This is a genomic window from Variovorax humicola (genome assembly GCF_037889915.1).
Taxonomy (GTDB): domain Bacteria; phylum Pseudomonadota; class Gammaproteobacteria; order Burkholderiales; family Burkholderiaceae_C; genus Variovorax; species Variovorax humicola.
On sequence record NZ_JBBKZV010000004.1, the window covers coordinates 354014 to 375454 of the forward strand.

Genomic DNA, 21441 nt, shown 5'->3' on the forward strand with positions numbered 1-21441 from the left:
AAGGTCAGGCACGCGCAATGGTGTTGGTGCGGCGGACCTTCTGCTGCAACTGGATGATTCCGTAGATCAGCGCTTCAGCGGTCGGCGGGCAGCCCGGCACGTAGACGTCGACGGGCACGATGCGGTCGCAGCCGCGCACCACCGAATAGCTGTAGTGGTAGTAGCCACCGCCGTTGGCACAGGAGCCCATCGAGAGCACCCAGCGCGGCTCCGCCATCTGGTCGTAGACCTTGCGCAGCGCCGGCGCCATCTTGTTGCACAGGGTGCCGGCCACGATCATCAGGTCGGACTGGCGCGGACTGGCACGAAACACCTCGGCGCCAAAGCGGCCGATGTCGTAGCGTGCGGCGGCCGCATGCATCATTTCGACCGCGCAGCAGGCCAGACCGAAGGTCATGGGCCACAGCGAGCCGGTCTTGGCCCAGTTCACCACGGAGTCATACGACGTGGTGACGAAGCCTTCCTTGAAAACGCCTTCAATGGCCATTGCTATTCCCAGTCAAGCGCGCCTTTTTTCCACTCGTAGACAAAGCCCACGACAAGGATGGCGAGAAAGATGACGACAGCCCAGAAACCCGCGGGCCCCACTTCCTTCAGGGCGACGGCCCAGGGAAACAGGAAAGCGATTTCAAGGTCGAAAAGGATGAAAAGGATGGCCACCAGGTAGTAGCGGACATCGAACTTCATGCGGGCATTTTCGAAAGCTTCGAAGCCGCATTCGTAGGGGGAATTCTTTGCGGCGTCGGGACGGTTCGGCCCGAGGATGTAGCCGAGAACCTGGGGTGCGATACCAACCGCGATACCGACCAGGATGAACAACAGGACGGGTAGGTATGTATCGAGGTTCATCGGGAAGGTTCTATCACCGCTTGCCACGAACAGGAAGTGTTCCTGCTCGTGATATTTGGTGCGGTCGGCGAGACTCGAACTCGCACAGCTTTCGCCACTACCCCCTCAAGATAGCGTGTCTACCAATTTCACCACGACCGCGGTTTTTCTATCTGGATGGCATGAGGACCGTGAAGGATTTGGCTTTCCAGACAGAGTCAGAGTTTACCCTGAAATGAAACGTTTTCTTGCAGGGCGCGCATCTGACGATGCATTTACTTTGCAGGGATCTGGGCAGCGCCCCCAGCCGGTGCGGCCGGTTGCGAAGCCGGCGCGGCGGGCTGCGAAGCCGGTGCGCCGGCGCCGCCCGCTGCAGGTGCCGGCGCAGCCGGGATCTGCGCTGCCGAACCCGACGTGGCGGGCGCCGGCGCGCTCACTGCAGCGCGCTCGATCAAGCTGGTGCCGCCGCTGCTCGGACGTGCATGGCTCAGGTAGGCCAGCGCCAATGTGCATGCAAAGAAAACCGCGGCCAACACTGCAGTGGTTCGCGACAGGAAGTTTGCGCTGCCACTCGCACCAAACAGGCTGCCGGCACTACCGCTGCCGAAGGCCGCGCCCATATCGGCACCCTTGCCGTGCTGGATCAGGATCAGCCCGATCATCGCGAGCGCGGAGAGCATTTGCACGCCGGTCAATATGTTGAGAAACACGTTCATTCGTTCTTACTCCAGGTTCGATTCGGTTCGCGGCGACGCCGAAAGTCAGCGCGCTGCGGCAATGATTTGCAGAAAGTCAGGGGCCTTGAGCGACGCACCGCCGATCAATCCGCCGTTGATGTCGGGCTGCGCGAGCAACTCCGCCGCGTTGGCCGCGTTCATGCTGCCGCCGTAGAGGATGCGGATGCCCGCCGCATGCTCGCTCGCCGCGTGATGCAACTGTGCACGCAACAGGGCGTGCACGGTCTGCGCCTGTTCAGGCGTGGCCGTCCTGCCAGTGCCGATTGCCCACACGGGCTCGTACGCCACGACGATTTCGCTGATGCAGTGGCCGTTGACATGGATCACGGCGGCGAGTTGGCGCTTGACCACTTCCTCCGTTTGGCCAGCCTCGCGTTGCGCCAGGGTCTCGCCGACACAAACGATCGGCGTAATGCCGTTGACCAAAGCCGCCGCCGTCTTGGCCGCCACTGTCTCATCGGTTTCACCGTGGTACTGGCGACGCTCGGAATGGCCGACGATGGCGTAGTGCACGCCGAAGTCTCTCAGCATCACGCTCGATTGCTCGCCGGTGTATGCGCCTTGAGCATGGGCCGACACGTCTTGCGCGCCAAGCGCGAGCGGCGACCCTGCAACCAGCGCTTGCACTTGCGCCAGGTAAGGCGCCGGCACGCACAGCGCGACGTCACAGGCTGGATTGCCAACGCCTTGCTTCAGCGCTTCCACCAACGCCGTGTTGGCAGACAGGCTGCCGTTCATCTTCCAGTTGCCCGCGATCAGCTTGTTCTTATGGGTTGTCATCTCGTTCACTTCACCAGGTCAGCACGATCTTGCCGATATGCTGATTCGATTCCATCAGTTCGTGCGCCTTCACGGCACCGCCCTGCGCATCCGCCGCAAAACTGCTGTGGATCACGGGTTTGATCGCGCCGCGTTCCAGCAAGGGCCAGACCTTTTCCTGCAAGGCACGCGCAATCGCCGCCTTGAACGCGACTGGGCGCGGACGCAGCGTCGAACCAGTGACGGTCAGCCGCTTTCTCAGCACCAGGCCAGCGTTGATCTCGCTCTTGATGCCGCCCTGCACCGCGATGATCACGAGCCGGCCATCTTCGGCAAGGCATTCGATCTCGCGCGCGACATAGCTGCCGGCGACCATGTCGAGGACCACGTCGACACCCTTGCCGCCGGTGAGCCTCCTGGCTTCCTCGACGAAATCGGCGGTCTTGTAGTTGATCGCGTGATCGGCGCCGAGCTCCAGGCAGGCCGCGCATTTGTCGTCGCTGCCAGCCGTGACGATCACTGTCGCGCCGAGCGCCTTCGCGACCTGGATGGCAGTGACGCCAATGCCGCTCGAGCCGCCCTGCACCAACAGGGTCTCGCCCGCCTGCAAGCGGCCACGTTCGAATACGTTGCTCCAGACAGTGAAAAAGGTCTCGGGCAGCGTCGCCGCTTCGACGTCGCTCCAGCCCTTCGGCACCGGCAGGCATTGCGCGACTGGTGCCACGCACAGTTCGGCATAGCCACCGCCTGCGACGAGTGCGCAGACATGGTCGCCGACCTTCAGTCCCGCGGCAGCCATCGCTTCGGCATCGCCGGAAACGATCTCGCCTGCCAATTCGAGGCCGGGCAAGTCCGACGCACCGGGCGGTACCGGGTAGTGGCCGGCACGCTGCAGAACGTCGGGGCGATTCACGCCGCTGGCCGCGGTGCGGATCAACACTTCGCCAGCGCCTGCAACAGGGGCCGCGCGCTCGGTCAGGCGCAGCACCCCGGGGGCACCGAATTCGGAGATTTCAATCGCTTTCATGGGACGCCGCCACTATGAAAAGATGGCAAAGGCCGCTTCGAAGCGACCCTTGCCGGTTGACGTCAAACCTGGCGGTCGCCGTTGTCGCCTTCGACGCGCGAGGCGAACACGCTTTGCTGCGCTTCGGCCAGGGCCGGTGCGGGTTCGCGATGTTGCTGCGGCTCTTGCTGGCGCGGCGCATCATTGCGCTCGCCTTCGAAGCGCGGCGCGCGTTCGCGGTCACCGCGCGGCGGACGATCGCCCCGTTCGCGACGCTCGCCGCGATCACCACGGTCTTCACGCGGCGCACGCTCCTGGAACTCCATGCCGGCCGGACGCTCAGTCAGGGCCTTCATCGACAGCTTGACGCGGCCCTTCTCATCGGTCTCGAGCACCTTGACCTTCACGATCTGGCCTTCGCTCAGGTAGTCGGTCACCTTCTCGACGCGTTCGTGCGCGATCTGGCTGATGTGCAGCAGGCCGTCCTTGCCGGGCAGCAGGTTGATGAGCGCGCCGAAGTCCAGGATCTTGGTGACCGGGCCTTCGTAGACCTTGCCGATCTCGACTTCGGCCGTGATCTGCTCGATGCGCTTCTTGGCCGCTTCTGCCTTTTCAGGATCGGTCGATGCGATCGTGATGGTGCCGTCTTCGTCGATGTTGATCTGAGTGCCGGTTTCCTCGGTGAGCGCGCGGATGACCGAGCCGCCCTTGCCGATCACGTCGCGGATCTTCTCGGGGTTGATCTTCATCGTGAACAGGCGCGGCGCGAAGTTGGACACTTCGGCCTTGGCCTCGCCCATCGCCTCTTGCATCTTGCCGAGGATGTGCATGCGCGCTTCCTTGGCTTGTGCCAACGCGACCTGCATGATTTCCTTGGTGATGCCCTGGATCTTGATGTCCATCTGCAGCGCGGTGATGCCGTTGGTCGTGCCGGCCACCTTGAAGTCCATGTCGCCGAGGTGGTCCTCGTCACCCAGGATGTCGGTCAGCACCGCGAAGCGGTTGCCTTCCTTGATCAGGCCCATGGCGATACCGGCGACGTGCGCCTTCATCGGCACGCCTGCGTCCATCATCGACAGGCAGCCGCCGCAGACCGAAGCCATCGACGAGGAGCCGTTCGACTCGGTGATTTCCGACACGACGCGGATCGTGTAGGGGAACTCTTCCTTGCTCGGCAGGCAGGCGACGAGTGCGCGCTTGGCCAGGCGGCCGTGGCCCACTTCGCGGCGCTTGGTCGAGCCCATGCGGCCGACTTCGCCGGTGGCAAAGGGAGGCATGTTGTAGTGGAACAGGAAGCGGTCTTCGTACTCGCCAGCGAGTGCGTCGATGCGCTGCGCATCGCGCTCGGTGCCTAGCGTGGTCACGACCAGCGCCTGCGTTTCACCGCGGGTGAACAGGGCCGAGCCGTGGGTGCGCGGCAGCACGGAGTTGCGGATTTCGATGGGGCGCACGGTGCGCGTGTCGCGGCCATCGATGCGCGGCTCGCCTTCGAGGATCTGGCTACGGACGATCTTCGATTCGATCGCGAACAGAAGGTCGTTGACCTTGCCGGCGTCGAACGGATTGCCTTCGGCCTTGAGCGACTCCATCACGCTGGCATTGGCTTCGCGCAGCGCCTGGGTGCGCGACTGCTTGCTGCGGATCTGGTAGACGGCGCGCAGCTTTTCTTCGGCCAGGCCCTTGACCTTCGCAACGAAGGCCTCGTCTTCGGCGGGCGCTTGCCAGTCCCACACCGGCTTGCCGGCATCGCGCACGAGTTCGTGGATCGCGTTGATTGCGATGTTGGCCTGTTCATGGCCGAACACCACGCCGCCGAGCATGATTTCTTCGCTCAGTTGCAGGGCTTCGGATTCGACCATCAGCACGGCCGCTTCGGTACCGGCGACGACCAGGTCCATCTGCGAATCCTTGCGCGCGGTCTGGCCGGGGTTCAGCACGTACTGGCCATTGATGTATCCCACGCGGGCGGCGCCGATCGGGCCGCTGAACGGAATGCCGGAGACCGACAGCGCGGCGCTCACGCCGACCATGGCGGCGATGTCAGCGTCGACTTCAGGGTTCAGGGACAGCGTGTGGATGACCACGTGCACTTCGTTCAGGAAGCCTTCGGGGAACAGCGGGCGGATCGGGCGGTCGATCAGGCGGCTGGTGAGCGTTTCGTGTTCGCTGGGCTTGGCTTCGCGCTTGAAGAAGCTGCCGGGGATCTTGCCGGCGGCATAGGTCTTCTCGATGTAGTCGACGGTCAGCGGGAAGAAATCCTGGCCGGGCTTGGCGCTCTTCGAGGCCACGACGGTGGCGAGGATGACGGTGCCGTCGATGTCGACCTTGACCGCGCCGCTGGCCTGGCGCGCGATTTCGCCCGTTTCCATGACGACGGTCTTGTCGCCCCACTGGAAGGACTTGGTGATCTTGTTGAAGAGACTCATGATTTGCTCCTGTTTTGATAGCAGGGTCGCGCGACCCTGCGGACTTTGGAGCGCTTGTCAGAACACGATGCCATTCCAGCGAAGCCCGCCCCGGACTTCCCTGGAATGACACAGCTTCGCTCTGTTGGGCACTCCGAAATGGAACCGCGAAGTAAAAAACGCCTGAGCTAGCGGACTAACTCAGGCGTTTTTGCATGCGGTTGGCTTACTTGCGCAGACCCAGCTTGGCGATCAGCGCGGTGTAACGGTCGGCGTCTTTGGACTTGAGGTAGTCCAACAGCTTGCGACGGCGGCTCACCATGCGCAACAGGCCGCGACGACCGTGGTGGTCCTTGGCGTGCGTCTTGAAGTGGGGGGTGAGTTCGTTGATGCGGGCGGTCAGCAGTGCAACTTGCACTTCGGGGCTGCCAGTGTCGTTGGCGGCGCGGGCGTTGTCTTTGACGACTTCGGCCTTGATGGAGGCTGCGATCATATGAAATTTCCTTGTTCCGGGGATATTTGACTTGCGGTGTGCGCTGGAACTGCACGCACCGTGCGCCTTGCGGCATGCAAAGCCGTTCGATTATAGCTCGGCGCCAGGCTTCGCGCATGTGAGTTCCCCCGCACCTCCAGGCACCACCCCACCCGGCAAGGCCGGTTCCATGGATCGCAGGCAGCTACCGGGCCTGCTCTTGCTGGGCAGCAAGCCACTTTTTCAGACGATCTACGCCCATGACGAGGCGATCCAGATCCTTGGACGCGAAGCACCAGCGCAGCCAGCCCTGGGCTTCCGGAGCAAAGGCGTTGCCGGGGGCAAGGCCCAAACCGGCCTCCGAGACGAGGCGCTTGGCGAGTGCCAGCGAGTCGCCGAATCCTTCCAGTTGGAAAAAGGCGTACATCCCGCCTCGGGCGGGTGCGACCTTGACGCCCGGGATCGCCTGGAGCAGCGGAACCAGCACGTCCCGGCACTGCCTCAGGTGCGCGACGACGCGAGGCGTGACTTCATCGGTGCGCTGGATGGCCTCGATGCCGGCGCGCTGGGTGAAGACGCTGGCGCACGAGGTGTTGTATTCAATCAGCTTTCCCACGCCGTCCATCATCGACGCGGGCAACACCAGCCAGCCAAGGCGCCAGCCGGTCATGAGGAAGCTCTTCGAGAAGCTGTGCGCGATCACCAGGCGGTCGTCCGGCGTCGAGATGTCGAGGAAGCTGGGCGCACAGCGGTTCGGTGTCGGCTCGTAGTACAGGCGCTCGTAGACCTCGTCGGCCAGGATCCAGGTGCCAGTGACGCGGCAGTGGTCGAGGATGGCTTGTTGCTCGGCACGGGTCAGCGTCCAGCCGGTGGGGTTGTTCGGCGCGTTGACGATCAACAGCTTGGTGTCCCTGGTGACGGCCTTGCGTAACGCGTCGAGGTCGAGCGTCCATTCGCCTGACCTTGGCACCAGCGAAACGCAACGCACGGTTGCGCCAAGAATCGCGGGCTGGGCAGTGAGATTGGGCCAGACGGGGGTAACCGCGACGACTTGGTCGCCAGCATCGACCAGCGCTTGCACCGCCAGCATCAGCGCATTGACACCGCCGGACGTGACGGCGATACGGTCCGCATTCACGTGCGGATGCAGCTTGCTGGTATAGGCCGCGATAGCCTCGCGCAACTCGGGGAGGCCGAGGTTGTGGGCGTAGAAAGTTTCGCCCCTGGCCAACGAATCAATGGCAGCCTGGCGGATGAATTGGGGCGTGACTTCGTCGCTTTCGCCAAACCAGAACGCGAGCACGTCGTCGCGACCGAGCCCGGCGTTGGCGACTTCGCGGATCTTGGAGGCTTCGAGGTTTTGAATGGCTTGGCGCATCGGCGCATTCTCCCCTGCCCGTTCAGCTTGGTCGCCGCATGCGGCACGTCGTGGGCATTTCGGCGCGCGAGGCGTCGATGGTCTTGATCACGCGAAAGCCGTAGCCCGAACCCTCGACGTCGAACTTGACGCCTGGCACACCCTGCCTGTCCATCACGCCCACGACGAGTTGCTGCTGGAACTGATGGTCCGCCGCGCGCATGCGCCCGCGCTGGCCCGCAAGCGTGACGTCGGCGGACTCGAGTGCGATCGCAACCGGCACTGTGTCGGTGCTGCCGGCACGCTCCAGCGATTGCGCCAATGCCTCGACCAGCAGTTGCATGCGCATGTGCACGTAGTCGTCGGCAGCCTTCGGGAAACGGGTGCGAAACGCCTGGTAGAACGCTTCGGAGGCCGGTGTCTGCACGTTGGGCAGCCAGTCAGCCACGGCCACCACGCGGCCAATCCCGGCGTCGCCCATCGCGGCGGGCGCGCCGAGCGCGTTGCCGTAGAACGTGTAGAACTTGCCCTGGTAGCCCGCCTCGCGCGCAGCCTTCACGAGCAAGGTCAGGTCGTTGCCCCAGTTGCCGGTCACCACGGCCTGCGCACCGCTTGCGAGGATCTTGCTGGCATAGGGCGCGAAGTCCTTCACGCGACCCATCGGATGCAGTTCGTCGCCGACGATCTGGATATCGGGCCGGAGCTGGCCGAGTTGGCGTCTCGACTCGCGCAGCACCGACTGGCCGAAGCTGTAGTCCTGCCCGATCAGGTAGACCCGCTTGAGCGAGGTGTCGTCCTTCATCACGTCCATCAGCGCGGTGACGCGCATGTCGGCATGGGCATCGAAGCGGAAGTGCCAGAAGCTGCAGCGCTCGTTGGTCAGCACCGGGTCGACCGCCGAATAGTTGAGGAAGATCACGCGCCGGGAGGGGTCTCGCTCGTTGTTCTTGTCGATGGCGTCGACCAGCGCGGCGGCGGTGGCCGACGAGTTGCCTTGCAGCACGATACGCGCGCCATCGTCCATCGCGGCGCGCAGGGCCGACAGAGCCTCTTCGTTCTGGCCTTTGCTGTCATAGCGGTCGATCTGCAGTGGTCGGGCGCCACCGGGCAGCTTGACGCCGCCGCGCGCGTTGACGCGCTCCACTGCCCACAGGAGGTTGCGAAACACCGCCTCGCCGGTGTTGGCGAAAGGGCCGCTCAGGCTTTCGATCAGGGCCAGCCGGATTGGCTGGGGAGCCTGTGCATGGAGCGGCGCGGCCATCGCCGCCATCGCGCCGCCTAGCGCCAGCGCGCCGGATTTCAAGGCCTGGCGGCGCGAAATATTGGAGAGATTCATGCTCTTGAAACGTGCCCGCACAGGCCTAGATGAGGAGGCATGCGGCACTCGTGATTGAAAGGCCGCGCAGTGTAAGGGGCTCCGCCTTCTTGCCCCTTTTGTCCTCAAAGTCCCTTCGATTCAGGAGTTCATCATGTTTTTTGCACCCACCGTTTATGCCCGTTCCCCGCGCGCCTACGACCGCAGCTTCGAACGCTTCGTCAACCGCGCCTTTGCCAACGCCACCGTCGCACGCCAGGGCGTGAAGGTCGAGCAGGACGACACCAGCTGGACGCTGTCTTTCGACCTTCCCGGCCTGGCGCGAGAAGACCTGTCGGTGAGCATCGAAGGTGCCGTCGTTCGCGTCGAGAGCACGGCCGAGGCTCGGCGCCAGGTCAAGGTGGCCTACGAAATGCCGCTTGAAATCGACGCGGCAACCAGCGAAGCCAAGGTGGAACACGGCGTGCTGACACTGAAGCTCGGCAAGCTCGTACCCGTCAGCAACAAGGTTGAGCTGTCGATCAAGTAATAGCCCCTCGCAACCATAAGCCGGTAACTTCTTGTTGCCGGTTTTTTTTATTCTCCGGCCACAATTCCAACAAATTTCACATCTTGTGACGTTTAATAAACATATTTTCTTACAGCCACACTGAGGGATCAAGCCGGGTTAGCGGGCTCCCTGTCAGTGTTTCTTGTAAACGGAAGCATTGATGGACACGCACTTGCATGCCGCCCGCACGGATTCACGCGCCGACACGTTGCTGGTTTTCCTGCCTGGAGCCTTCCTGCAGCCCGAAGAGTTCGAGCGCGAGGGCTTCGTGAACGCAGTCCGTCAGCACCACATCGACGCCGACATGCTCGTGGTGGACGCCAACGTTTCTTATTACTACGACCAGACCTTTATTCAGCGCCTGCACTCGGATGTCGTCATACCGCAACGATCGAGGGGTTACAAGTCGATCTGGCTGGTGGGCATCTCCATCGGCGGTTTCGGTGCGCTGATCCATGAACTGGCAATGCCCGGCAGCATCGACGGGATCGTGACGCTCGCGCCCTACCTCGGGCGGCGGCCGATTGGCGCCGAAATCGCCAAGGCGGGGGGCCTGCGGGCCTGGAAAGCCCCGGAAGGCCCTCCACCCGACCAGGAGGTCGATCGCAAGATGTGGCCCTGGCTGCAGCATTACGTCAACCCCACACCTTCGCGGCGCATGCCGCCGCTCTACCTGGGTTTCGGGTTGAGCGACCGGTTTGCGGGCAACCACAAGTTGCTGGCCGAGGTGCTGCCCGAAGGCCACGTGTTCACGACCGAAGGGGGCCACGACTGGCCTCAGTGGTCGCAGCTTTGGCGCGACATGCTCGACGTGCTGCCGCTGCCGACTTTGAGCCCCGTGTCCGGGCCGGCAGAGCGCCGCCAGGTTACGCAGCAGCCTGCAATGCGTCCAGAGGCCATCGCGGCTTGACGTCGAAGGCGTAGCGCGGGCTGGCCTCGGCCACTCCGGCTTGCAGGCGCATCGCCGCGGCCATGGCGATCATGGCGCCGTTGTCGGTACACAGATGAAGCTCGGGATAGTGCACGCGCACGCCGCGCCTGGCGCAGGCTGCGTCGAGTTGCCGACGCAGATCGTGGTTGGCGCCGACGCCACCCGCCACGACGAGCCGTTTCATGCCAGTGGTCTCCAGCGCGGCCATGCTTTTCTTGAGCAGCACTTCGACGATGGCCGCTTGTGTGGACGCCGCCAGGTCGGCCTTGCGGGCTTCGAGCTGGTCGCCCAGTTTCTTGGCCTGCGTCATGACTGCGGTCTTGAGGCCTGCGAACGAAAAGTCGAGGTCGCCGCTGTGCAGCAACGGGCGCGGCAGCCTGAAGGCCGCGGCATCGCCCTGCTCCGCAAGCCGGGCCAGCCAGGGGCCGCCGGGATAAGGCAGGCCCATGAGCTTGGCGCTCTTGTCGAAGGCCTCGCCGGCGGCGTCGTCGATGGTCTCGCCGAGGATCTCATAGTGGCCGACGCCATCGACCCGCATCAGTTGCGTATGGCCACCGGATACCAGCAATGCCACGAAAGGGAACTCGGGCGGGTCGACGCTGAGGAACGGCGAGAGCAGATGGCCTTCAAGGTGGTGCACGCCGAGCACCGGCTTGCCGAGCGCCGCACCCAATGCGCATGCCACGCCGGCGCCCACGAGCAATGCGCCGGCCAGCCCCGGCCCGCGCGTGTAGGCCACGACATCCACCTCGGCCAGTTGCCGGCCAGCTTCTGCGAACACGGTTTGCGCGAGCGGCAACACGCGCCTGATGTGATCGCGGCTGGCCAGTTCCGGAACCACGCCGCCGTAGGCCTGGTGCATCGCGATCTGGCTGTGCAGCGCATGGGCGCGCAGCAGCGGTGTCGCGCTGCCGTTCGACTCCACGAGCGCAACGCCGGTTTCGTCGCAGGACGATTCGATTCCGAGTACAAGCATCCGGGAAGTGTAGAAGGCGCACGTTTTCAGGGCACGGTTGTTGCTGCATAGCCCTCAACGATGAAATCAGGACTCAGCTTTCTTGTGGCGGCCCGACGCTGCGAAATCGACGAACTCGACCAACTCGCACGCACCGGTGAACTGGTCGGCGCGATCGGCCGTCTGGTGCACGCGCTGCAACGTGAGCGTGGACTGTCGAACGTGCTGCTCGGATCGCAAGGCACGCGCTTTGCCGCTCAACGCAGTGCGCAGATCGGCGAATGCATCCGGCTGGAGCAGGACGTGCGCGCCGGCTTCGAGCGGCTGCGAGTGGAGGGGCGACGCCTTGGCAGCGGCACGCGGCTGTTCAGCCGCATTGCGTGGGTGCTGCCGGGGCTGGACGCGCTGCCCGTCTTGCGCCGACGCATCGCGTCGCTGGAGATCGAAACGGGCGACGCCACGGCTGCATTGGCCAAGCTGATCGCCGGGTTGCTGGCCGTGGTGTTCGAGGCGGCGGACGGCGCGACCGACCCAGAAATATCCCGGCTGCTCGCCGCCATGTTCAACTTCATGCAGGGCAAGGAGTTCGCAGGCCAGGAGCGTGCCTGCGGGGCCGCCGCCTTCGCTGCGGGACTGAACGATGGCACCCGGCAGCAGCAGTGGCTGCAACTCATCGCAGCGCAGGAGCGTTGCTTTCATGTGTTCACGGAGTTCGCAGGGCCGGCGCTCGCGGGGCTTTGGCGCGACAGCGAGCCCACGGGGGAGATTGCCGAACTGGAGCGCCTGCGCCGCGCCGCGATCACGGCTGCGCCTGGCGCGGCGCTGGACACCGAACTGAGTACCGTGTGGTTCGATTGCTGCTCGCTGCGCATCGACGCGATGAAGGCAATCGAGGAACGGCTGGCCGACGACCTGCGAGCGCTGTGCGACCGCAAGATCGCGGAAGCCCGGGCCGAGGCCGATACGAACCAGGCGCTGCTCGACCGGTTGGCCGACGCGACCGAGCCCCCAGTGGCAACGGCTTTCTTCGACGAAGTCGCGCAACAGCCGCCAACCGTCAAGGCCTATGGCCATCAGCTCGAACGCTCGGTGCTCGACATGCTGCAAGAGCAGTCGCAGCGGCTCCAGGCCATGAGCGAAGAACTGGACGCCGTGCGCGCCGGGCTGAACGAGCGCAAGCTGGTCGAGCGCGCCAAAGGCCTCCTGATGGCGCACCGCCGCATGACCGAACAAGAGGCGCACGCCATGCTGCGGCAGGTCGCAATGAACCAGAACCGGCGGCTGGTCGACGTGGCCGAGTCGGTGCTGTCGATGGCGGATTTCCTGCCGGGCAGCAACTGAAATGGTGCGCTGCACAATTGAAGTGCCCCATCGGCGATCGCCTCGACTTGAGCCTCTGACGCCCGCTGTCTATGGGTCTGTAGCTATCACATTCATAGCAAAGCCCCCCAGGAAAACCCTGGCACGCTGCTTGCGTTCAACTTCGGCATGGACCAACGAAGGTCTCCAGGCAGGTGGCATCCAACGAAGGGTGCCGCCCACCGTACAGGACAAAGGCGTCCTTGCCCGCAACGCGCTCGTACTCACTTGAGCGGCGCATGCGTCGCGAGGACGCCTTTTTGTTTTTCTGCTTTGTTGTTTTGACCGGAGTTCGCCCCATGACCGATGCGCTGAAATTCAAGCTGAGCCGACGCACCGTACTGAAAGCCGCTGCCGCCGGCGCGTTCGGCATCGATGCCTCACTGCGAGCCGCCGTGTGGGCGCAAGGCTCGGACAAGCCCGAGAAGGCCGAGGTGAAGATCGGCTTCATTCCTCTCACCGACTGCGCCAGCATCGTCATGGCTTCGGTGCTGGGCCTCGACAAGAAGTACGGCGTGAAGATCACGCTGAGCAAGGAAGCCAGCTGGGCCGGCGTGCGCGACAAGCTCGTCAACGGCGAGCTTGACATGTCGCACGTGCTCTACGGCCTGGTCTACGGCGTGCATGTCGGCGCCGGCGGCCCCAAGAAGGACATGGCCGTGCTGATGGGCCTGAATCGCAATGGCCAGGCAATCACGCTGTCGAAGGCGCTGGCCGACAAGGGTGCGGTCGACGGTCCGTCGCTGGCCAAGGTCATGGCAAGGGACAAGCGCGAATACACCTTCGCCGGCACCTTCCCGACCAGCACGCACACGATGTGGCTCAACTACTGGCTTTCGGCCTCCAACATCAGCCCGATCAGCGATGCCAAGGTCATCGTGGTGCCGCCCCCGCAGATGGTGGCCAACATGCGCGTGGGCAACATGGACGGCTTCTGCGTCGGCGAACCATGGGGCCAGCGCGCCATCATCGACAAGATCGGCGTGACTGCGATCACGACGCAGGACATCTGGAAGGACCACCCGGAAAAGGTGCTCGGCACGCGCGCCGAATTCGTCCGTGCCAACCCCAACACCTGCCGCGCCGTGATGATGGCCGTGATGGAAGCCGGCAAGTGGATCGACGCCAACTTGCAGAACAAGTCGAAGATGGCCGAGACGGTGGCCGAGAAGTCGTACATCAACACCAGCGCCGACGCGATCAACCAGCGCATCCTGGGCCGCTATGAGAACGGCATGGGCAAGACGTGGGACGACCCCAACCACATGAAGTTCTTCGACGACGGCGCGGTGAATTTCCCGTACCTCTCCGACGGCATGTGGTTCCTGACGCAGCACAAGCGCTGGGGCATCCTGAAGGAGCATCCGGACTACCTCGCGGTGGCGAAGCAGATCAACCAGATCGACCTCTACAAGGACGTGGCCGGCGCGATGAAGGTCAGCGTGCCGAAGGATCCGCTGCGCACCAGCAAACTGTTCGACGGGGTCGTGTGGGACGGCAAGGACCCGAAGAAGTACGCCGACTCGTTCAAGGTCCAGGCCTGAGGAGCCCGTCATGGTCAGCGCTGTTTTTCACTCTCCGCTTGAAATGACTGCCGCAACGACGGCCGCTGCGCCGGTGGTTGCGCACAAGCCGAGTGCGCCGCGAACCGCAGTCGCCGCTGCGCCTGCCCGCAAGCCGGTCGACCTGCACCGGTTCTGGATGCGCGTGCTGCCGCCGCTCGCAGGGTTCGGCGTGCTGGTGTTGATCTGGGAACTGGTGGCGCTACGGAGCACCAACGGATTCCCCTCCCCGCTGGAGACCTGGAAGCAGGCGCTCGACGTGTTCAGCGACCCGTTCTACAGCAAGGGGCCGAACGACCAGGGCGTGGGCTGGAACGTGCTGTCGTCGCTGAAGCGCGTGGCACTCGGATTCGGACTCGCGGCCGCGGTCGGCATTCCAGCCGGCTTCGCGATCGGTAGATTCGAGTTCCTGTCGCGCATGTTCAATCCGCTGATCAGCCTGCTGCGGCCGGTGTCGCCGCTGGCCTGGTTGCCCATCGGTCTGCTGGTGTTCAAGGGCGCCAACCCGGCCGCCATCTGGACCATCTTCATCTGCTCGATCTGGCCGATGATCATCAACACAGCTGTCGGCGTGCAGCGCGTGCCGAGCGACTACATGAACGTCGCCCGCGTGCTCGACCTCAGCGAATGGAAGATCGTTACCAGGATCCTCTTCCCCGCCGTGCTGCCATACATGCTCACCGGCGTGCGCCTCGCGGTCGGCACCGCCTGGCTGGTGATCGTCGCGGCCGAGATGCTGACCGGGGGCGTGGGCATCGGCTTCTGGGTGTGGGACGAGTGGAACAACCTCAACGTCAAGAACATCATCATCGCGATCTTCGTGATCGGCATGGTCGGATTGGTTCTCGAGTTCGCGCTCATCAAGATCGCCACGGCGTTCACGTTCGAGGAGGTGAAGTCATGAGCGCCGCCAACCTGTTCGACGGGAAGTTCATCGACATCAGCGACGTCGAACAGACCTTCAAGACACCCAAGGGCAGCTTCCAGGCGCTGCGCGACATCAACCTGACGGTGGCCAAGGGCGAGTTCGTGGCGCTCATCGGGCACTCGGGCTGCGGCAAGTCGACGCTGCTGAACCTGATTGCCGGCCTGACCAAGCCAACGCACGGCGCGCTGCTGTGTGCCAACAAGGAGATCGCCGGGCCCGGCCCCGAGCGCGCGGTGGTGTTCCAGAACCATTCGCTGCTGCCCTGGCTCACGTGCTACGAGAACATCTACCTCGGCGTTGAACGGGTGTTCGCAACTACGGAGAGCAAGGCGCAGCTGAAGGCGCGCACCGATGCGGCGCTGGCGCTGGTTGGCCTCACGCCGGCAACGAACAAGCGCCCCGGCGAGATCTCGGGCGGCATGAAGCAGCGCGTGGGCATCGCCCGTGCGCTGGCCATGGAACCCAAGGTGTTGCTGATGGACGAGCCCTTCGGTGCACTGGACGCGCTGACGCGCGCACGGCTGCAGGACGAGTTGCTGGCCATCGTGCAGAAGACGCAGAGCACCGTCGTGATGGTGACGCACGACGTGGACGAGGCAGTGCTGCTGTCCGACAAGATCGTGATGATGACCAACGGTCCCTCGGCCACGATCGGTGAGGTGCTCACCGTGAAGCTCGAGCGCCCCCGCGACCGGGTGCAACTGGCGGAAGACCGGAACTACGTTCACTATCGGAAAGCGGTGATCGACTTCCTGTACACGCGCCAGGGTCATGTCGAAAAAGCCGCCTGAGCCAGCGCGCGTGATCGTTCGACATCCACAACCAACGAGGAGCTTCACGATGACCCCCAACCAAATCGAACTGGTGCAGTCCAGCTTTGCCAAGGTCGTGCCGATTTCCGACCAGGCCGCGGCGATTTTCTATGCGCGATTGTTTGAGCTGGCGCCGGACGTGCGCGCACTTTTCAAGGGCGACATGGCCGAACAGGGCCGCAAGCTCATGAACATGCTGGGCAGCGTGACGCGGCAGCTCGGCAACCTCGACACGCTGGTGCCGGTGGCGCAGCGCCTGGCGGAGCGGCACGTGGGCTACGGCGCGGAACCGGCGCACTACGCGGTCGTCGGCGCGGCGCTGATCGACACCCTCGACAAGGGACTGGGCGCGGAGTTCACGCCCGACGTGCGCGCGGCCTGGGAAACCGCCTACGGCACGCTCTCGGGCGTGATGATCGCGGCGGCTGAAAAGCCGGCCGCGACCTGAGCGTGAAGGCCCCGCCGTGAAGACATTCATCCGCGTCATCGAATACTGGGTGCCCAGCGAAGACGGCAGCCTGCTTGAGTTCGGTGGCGGCCTGTTCGGCCCCGCCCATCGCTTCGCGGCCGTGAGCCAGAACCTGTGCTTCGGCCGCGGCGAAGGCTTGCCCGGCCGGGCCTGGGACACCGGCCACCCGATCGTGCTGAAGGAGCTGTCGGGCTCCTACTTCCGAAGGGCCTCCGCCGCCAAGGCCGCGGGTCTCACCTGCGGCATTGCGGTGCCGATCTTCAAGGGCAGCGAACTGAGTTCGGTCGCGGTGATCTTCTGCGGCGACGATGAGGAACATGCCGGCGCCATCGAGCTCTGGGGCAACGACCCCGAGGAATCGACCGACATGACGCTGGTGGACGGCTACTACGGCACCACCGGCGACACCTTCGAATTCATCTCGCGCGCCACCGCCTTCCGCCGCGGCACCGGGCTGCCCGGCATGGCCTGGGAGCAGCAGAAGCCGGTGTTTCTGCCGGACTTGGGCAAGGGCTCGGGCTTCCTGCGCGCGGACAGTGCGGTCAAGGTCGGCATCAACCGCGGCTTTGCGATCCCCTGCTCCACGCTGGACGGGCACAGCTTCGTGATGGCTTTCCTTTCCGCGCTCGCCACACCCATTGCGCGCCGCGTCGAAACCTGGGAATTGGACCCGACCGGCATGCGACTGCGGCGCACGCTGGGCTTCTCGGAGTCGAAGGCTGCCGACGAGGACCACGAGACCATCGCGACCGCCGACGTCTCGGCCAGCGCCGCGGGCGCCATCGCGCGCGCCTTCGCCAGCGGCGTTCCCTCCGTGGCCGAACCCGTGATCGCGATCCCCGTCGCGCCGCAGGGACGCATCACCGCGGTGATGGCGCTGCATTTCTGATCGCCACCTCTTCAATCGGAAAGCCATCGATGAAAAAGATGAAACTGGTCCTGGTGGGCAACGGCATGGCCGGCGTGCGCGCAGTCGAGGAACTGATCAAGCTCGCGCCCGAGCTCTACGACATCACGGTATTCGGTGCGGAGCCCCATCCCAACTACAACCGCATCCTGCTGTCGCCGGTGCTGGCCGGCGAGCAGACCGTCGAACAGATCATCCTGAATTCGTGGGAGTGGTACGAAGAGAACCACATCACCCTGCATACCGGCAAGATGGTGACCGAGGTCGACCGCGTGAAGCGCATCGTGCGTGCAGAGGCTGCCGACGGCACCGTCACCGAAGCGGCATACGACCGCCTGCTGCTGTGCACGGGTTCCAACCCGTTCATCCTGCCGGTGCCGGGCAAGGACCTGGAAGGCGTGATCGCCTACCGCGACATCGCCGACACCAACACGATGATCGAGACCGCGAAGACGCACAAGCACGCGGTCGTCATCGGCGGCGGCCTGCTCGGGCTCGAGGCCGCCAACGGCCTGATGCTGCGCGGCATGAGCGTGACGGTGGTCCATGTGAACGCATGGCTCATGGAACGCCAGCTCGACGACGTGGCCGGGGGGCTGCTGCGAAAGTCGCTCGAGGAGCGCGGCCTGAACTTCCTGCTGAATGCGCAGACGCAGGAGCTTGTGGACGATGGCGCCGGCCGCGTCAAGGCGGTGAAATTCAAGGACGGCACCGAGGTGCCGGCCGACCTGGTGGTGATGGCCGTGGGCATCCGCCCGAACACGACGCTGGCCGAATCGATGCGCCTGCACTGCAACCGCGGCATCGTGGTCAACGACACCATGCAGACGGTGACCGATGCGCGCATCTACTCGGTCGGCGAATGCGCCGCGCACCGCGGCATTGCGTACGGCCTGGTCGCGCCGCTGTTCGAGCAGGCCAAGGTGGCGGCGAATCACCTGGCGCAGTTCGGCATCGGGCGCTACATGGGTTCGTTGACGTCCACCAAGCTCAAGGTCACGGGCATCGACCTGTTCAGCGCGGGTGAGTTCATGGGCGGCGAAGGCACGGAAGAAATCGTCATGAGCGACCCCTTCGGCGGCGTCTACAAGAAGCTCGTGATCAAGGACGACAAGCTGGTCGGCGCCTGCCTCTACGGCGACACGGTCGACGGCAGCTGGTATTTCAAGCTGCTGCGCGACGGCCGAAGCGTTGGGGATATCCGCGACAAGTTGATGTTCGGCGAATCGAACATCGGCGACACCGGCCACGAAGGCCACAGCAGCGCGGCCACGATGCCCGACGCGGCCGAGGTGTGCGGCTGCAACGGCGTGAGCAAGGGTGCGATCTGCAAGGCGATCAAGGACAAGGGCCTGTTCACGCTCGACGAGGTGAAGAAGCACACCAAGGCGAGCGCAAGCTGCGGGTCCTGCACCGGCCTGGTCGAGCAGATCCTGATGTTCACCGCCGGCGGCGACTACTCGGCCGCGCCGAAGAAGAAGGCGATCTGCGGCTGCACCGACGCGAGCCACAAGGACGTGCGCGAAGCGATCCGCGCGCAGAAGTACCTGACGCATGCCGAGGTCTACGAAGGCCTGGGCTGGCGCACGCCGAACGGCTGCTCGAGCTGCCGCCCGGCCATCAACTACTACCTGATCAGCACCTGGCCCAAGGAGGCGAAGGACGATCCGCAGAGCCGCTTCATCAACGAACGCAGCCACGCCAACATCCAGAAGGACGGCACCTATTCGGTGATCCCGCGCATGTGGGGCGGCCACACCACGCCGGACGAGCTGCGCCGCATCGCCGACGCGGCCGACAAGTACAAGATTCCGACGGTCAAGGTCACCGGCGGCCAGCGCATCGACCTGCTCGGCGTCAAGAAGGAGGATTTGCAGGATGTCTGGAAGGACATCGGCATGCCTTCGGGCTTCGCCTATGGCAAGTCGCTGCGCACGGTGAAGACGTGCGTGGGCAGCGAGTGGTGCCGCTTCGGCACGCAGGACAGCACGCAGATGGGCAAGGACCTGGAGCGCGCGCTGTGGGCGATGTACTCGCCGCACAAGGTCAAGCTGGCGGTGTCCGGTTGCCCGCGCAATTGCGCCGAGGCCGGCATCAAGGACGTGGGCGTGATCGGCGTCGACTCGGGCTGGGAGGTCTATGTCGGCGGCAACGGCGGCATCAAGACCGAGGTGGCGCAATTCCTCGTGAAACTGAAGACCAGCGAGGAAGTGATGGAGTACACGGGGGCTTTCCTGCAGTTGTACCGTGAGGAAGGCTGGTACCTGGAGCGCACGGTGCACTACATCTCGCGCGTCGGGCTGGACTACGTGAAGAAGAAGATCCTGGAGGACGCCGCGGGGCGCAAGGGGCTGTGGGAGCGGCTGCAGTTCGCGCTCGATGGCGAGCCGGATCCTTGGTTCGAATCGACCCGCGCACAGGTCGACGTGCGGCAGTTCGTGCCGGTGGCCGAGGCGCCGCTGGTTTTCGTGCCGAAGGCGGCGATCGTGAGCGCCGAAGCGCCTGCGCTGCAGGACAACTGAACCCATGGAGGCAACGATGACTGAATGGAAGACCATCTGCCGCGTCGAGGACATCCCGGTGCTGGGTGCGCGACGCGTCGCGCGGCCGGCGGGTGTGGCGGTGGCGGTGTTTCGCACGAGCCAGGACGAGGTGTTTGCGCTATTGGACCGGTGTCCGCACAAGGGTGGGCCGCTGTCGCAGGGCATCGTGTTCGGCACGAGCGTCGCCTGTCCGCTGCACAACTGGACGATCGGGCTGGATGACGGGTGCGCGAAGCAGCCCGACGAAGGGTGTACGCCGAGGTTTGCCTGCAAGGTCGAGGGGGGCCAGGTCATGCTGGATGCGCGTGAACTGGCGACGCATGCGGTGGACCTGGAAGCGCCGCGTGCGGGCCCGCGGCATGCGACCTCGGGGGCTGTTGGCGATGAGACGTTTGATGTGCAGGCGCCGCATGGTTCTTGAGGCTATTCGCCGGGGGGCTGCGGGCGGCGCGCGTTGGGTAGCGACGGGCGGCGCGCGTTGGGGGGCGACGGCGGGTGGCATGCGGCGCGGGCCGGCCGACCCTGCTGCGCCGGTCGCTTCGCGACTTCCCTGCAGTGCTCGCGCCTGGCGGGGTCCACGTGAACTCGCTTCGCTCCAACGCAACGCGCCTCCACGCAGCGCATTCGCCCGCCTGAACGCCAGCGCACAGGACGCAAGGCCATGAAGGAGACCAGGTCGACCTGCCCCTACTGCGGCGTGGGCTGCGGCGTCATCATCGAATCGCAGGGCGACCAGATCACCGGCGTGCGTGGCGACCCGGACCACCCGGCCAACTTCGGCCGCCTGTGCACCAAGGGCTCGACCCTGCATCTCACGGCCACCGCGGAGGTCACGCGGCAAACGCGCCTGCTGCAGCCGATGCAACGCGCCCAACGCGGCGCGGCACCGCAAGCGACGACCTGGGACAGCGCCCTCGACACCGCCGCCGACAAGTTCGCGCAAGTCATCCGCGACCACGGCCCCGACGCGGTCGGCTTCTACGTCTCCGGCCAGTTGCTCACCGAGGACTACTACGTCTTCAACAAGCTCGCCAAGGGCCTGGTCGGCACCAACAACATCGACACCAATTCGCGCCTGTGCATGAGCAGCGCCGTCGCGGGCTACAAGAAGACGCTCGGCGCCGATTCGCCGCCCGCCTGCTACGACGACTTCAAGGACGCGCAGTGCCTCTTCATCGTCGGCAGCAACACCGCCTGGGCACATCCGATCCTGTTTCGCCGCATCGAGGACGCGAAGCGCGCCAATCCCGCGATGAAGATCATCGTGGCCGACCCGCGCCGCACCGACACGGCCGAGATCGCCGACCTCTTCCTGCCGATCCAGCCCGGCACCGACGTCATGCTGTTCCACGGCATGCTGCACCTGATGCTGTGGGAGGGCTGGACCCGCCCCGACTACATCGCCGCGCACACCAGCGGCTTCGATGCGCTGAAGTCCACCGTGCGCGACTGCACGCCCGACAAGGTCGCGCAGGTCTGCGGCATCGACAAGGCCGACCTGCTCGAAGCCGCGCGGCTGTTCGCCACCGCCGCCGCGACGCTGAGC

21 protein-coding genes and 1 tRNA gene are annotated in these 21441 nt (G+C 64.8%); 11 read left to right on the forward strand and 11 right to left on the reverse strand.

Going from position 1 to position 21441, the window contains the following annotated elements; translation table 11 throughout:
- Nucleotides 1–4: 4 nt before the first annotated feature.
- From WKW80_RS10430 to WKW80_RS10475, 10 genes are all read right to left on the reverse strand, one after another.
- Nucleotides 5–487 carry a NuoB/complex I 20 kDa subunit family protein gene (locus tag WKW80_RS10430; protein ID WP_140839331.1) on the reverse strand — a complete coding sequence of 161 codons (483 nt, stop codon included), beginning with the start codon at nt 485–487 and terminating at the stop codon, nt 5–7.
- Between the two features lie 2 nt (nt 488–489).
- Nucleotides 490–849, reverse strand: coding sequence for an NADH-quinone oxidoreductase subunit A (locus tag WKW80_RS10435; RefSeq protein ID WP_340363493.1), 360 nt, complete (start codon nt 847–849; stop codon nt 490–492).
- Nucleotides 850–905: 56 nt separating this feature from the next.
- A tRNA-Leu gene (locus WKW80_RS10440) sits at nt 906–990 on the reverse strand.
- A gap of 113 nt (nt 991–1103) precedes the next feature.
- The gene (gene secG / locus WKW80_RS10445) at nt 1104–1544 is read right to left on the reverse strand and encodes a preprotein translocase subunit SecG (protein WP_340363494.1); all 441 of its coding nucleotides are present in this window, start codon (nt 1542–1544) and stop codon (nt 1104–1106) included.
- Nucleotides 1545–1589: 45 nt separating this feature from the next.
- Complete coding sequence (gene tpiA / locus WKW80_RS10450; RefSeq protein ID WP_340363495.1) at nt 1590–2345, reverse strand: triose-phosphate isomerase; 756 nt, start codon at nt 2343–2345, stop codon at nt 1590–1592.
- A 10-nt stretch (nt 2346–2355) separates the two neighbouring features.
- Nucleotides 2356–3351, reverse strand: a complete 996-nt coding sequence (locus WKW80_RS10455; protein ID WP_340363496.1) for an NAD(P)H-quinone oxidoreductase — start codon at nt 3349–3351, stop codon at nt 2356–2358.
- A 62-nt stretch (nt 3352–3413) separates the two neighbouring features.
- Nucleotides 3414–5756 carry a polyribonucleotide nucleotidyltransferase gene (pnp, locus tag WKW80_RS10460; protein ID WP_340363497.1) on the reverse strand — a complete coding sequence of 781 codons (2343 nt, stop codon included), beginning with the start codon at nt 5754–5756 and terminating at the stop codon, nt 3414–3416.
- Nucleotides 5757–5961: 205 nt separating this feature from the next.
- Nucleotides 5962–6228, reverse strand: coding sequence for a 30S ribosomal protein S15 (gene rpsO, locus WKW80_RS10465; RefSeq protein ID WP_007837783.1), 267 nt, complete (start codon nt 6226–6228; stop codon nt 5962–5964).
- A 184-nt stretch (nt 6229–6412) separates the two neighbouring features.
- Complete coding sequence (locus WKW80_RS10470) at nt 6413–7585, reverse strand: pyridoxal phosphate-dependent aminotransferase (protein WP_340363498.1); 1173 nt, start codon at nt 7583–7585, stop codon at nt 6413–6415.
- Nucleotides 7586–7607: 22 nt separating this feature from the next.
- Nucleotides 7608–8900 (reverse strand): branched-chain amino acid ABC transporter substrate-binding protein, encoded by a 1293-nt coding sequence (locus tag WKW80_RS10475; RefSeq protein ID WP_340363499.1) that lies wholly within the window; start codon nt 8898–8900, stop codon nt 7608–7610.
- A gap of 133 nt (nt 8901–9033) precedes the next feature.
- On the opposite strand from WKW80_RS10475, the gene WKW80_RS10480 reads away from it, so the two are divergent.
- Both WKW80_RS10480 and WKW80_RS10485 read left to right on the forward strand, forming a co-directional pair.
- Complete coding sequence (locus WKW80_RS10480; RefSeq protein WP_340363500.1) at nt 9034–9408, forward strand: Hsp20/alpha crystallin family protein; 375 nt, start codon at nt 9034–9036, stop codon at nt 9406–9408.
- Between the two features lie 181 nt (nt 9409–9589).
- Nucleotides 9590–10339 (forward strand): alpha/beta hydrolase, encoded by a 750-nt coding sequence (locus tag WKW80_RS10485; protein ID WP_340363501.1) that lies wholly within the window; start codon nt 9590–9592, stop codon nt 10337–10339.
- On the opposite strand, the gene tsaD is transcribed toward WKW80_RS10485, so the two are convergent.
- A complete protein-coding gene (gene tsaD, locus WKW80_RS10490; RefSeq protein WP_340363502.1) occupies nt 10296–11336 on the reverse strand; it encodes a tRNA (adenosine(37)-N6)-threonylcarbamoyltransferase complex transferase subunit TsaD in 1041 nt (346 codons plus the stop codon). The genes WKW80_RS10485 and tsaD overlap by 44 nt on opposite strands.
- A 60-nt stretch (nt 11337–11396) precedes the next feature.
- Here tsaD and WKW80_RS10495 point away from each other — a divergent pair, with 60 nt between their 5' ends.
- The 9 genes from WKW80_RS10495 to WKW80_RS10535 form a co-directional block, all read left to right on the forward strand.
- Complete coding sequence (locus WKW80_RS10495) at nt 11397–12656, forward strand: nitrate- and nitrite sensing domain-containing protein (RefSeq protein ID WP_340363503.1); 1260 nt, start codon at nt 11397–11399, stop codon at nt 12654–12656.
- Nucleotides 12657–12973: 317 nt separating this feature from the next.
- Entirely contained in the window at nt 12974–14218 is a 1245-nt protein-coding gene (locus WKW80_RS10500; RefSeq protein WP_340363504.1) for a CmpA/NrtA family ABC transporter substrate-binding protein, read from the forward strand.
- Nucleotides 14219–14228: 10 nt separating this feature from the next.
- Nucleotides 14229–15140, forward strand: coding sequence for a nitrate ABC transporter permease (gene ntrB, locus WKW80_RS10505; RefSeq protein ID WP_340363505.1), 912 nt, complete (start codon nt 14229–14231; stop codon nt 15138–15140).
- Entirely contained in the window at nt 15137–15955 is an 819-nt protein-coding gene (locus tag WKW80_RS10510; RefSeq protein WP_340363506.1) for an ABC transporter ATP-binding protein, read from the forward strand. Before ntrB ends, WKW80_RS10510 begins: the two co-directional genes overlap by 4 nt.
- 49 nt (nt 15956–16004) lie before the next feature.
- Nucleotides 16005–16424 (forward strand): globin family protein, encoded by a 420-nt coding sequence (locus tag WKW80_RS10515; protein ID WP_340363507.1) that lies wholly within the window; start codon nt 16005–16007, stop codon nt 16422–16424.
- A gap of 16 nt (nt 16425–16440) precedes the next feature.
- Nucleotides 16441–17334, forward strand: a complete 894-nt coding sequence (locus tag WKW80_RS10520; protein ID WP_340363508.1) for a GAF domain-containing protein — start codon at nt 16441–16443, stop codon at nt 17332–17334.
- Nucleotides 17335–17363: 29 nt separating this feature from the next.
- Entirely contained in the window at nt 17364–19874 is a 2511-nt protein-coding gene (gene nirB / locus WKW80_RS10525) for a nitrite reductase large subunit NirB (RefSeq protein ID WP_340363509.1), read from the forward strand.
- Between the two features lie 16 nt (nt 19875–19890).
- Nucleotides 19891–20316: a nitrite reductase small subunit NirD gene (gene nirD, locus WKW80_RS10530; protein ID WP_340363510.1), complete on the forward strand. Its 426-nt coding sequence runs from the start codon at nt 19891–19893 to the stop codon at nt 20314–20316.
- A 240-nt stretch (nt 20317–20556) separates the two neighbouring features.
- Nucleotides 20557–21441 (forward strand): molybdopterin-dependent oxidoreductase (locus tag WKW80_RS10535; RefSeq protein WP_340363511.1); only part of this gene is annotated, 885 nt, incomplete at its 3' end.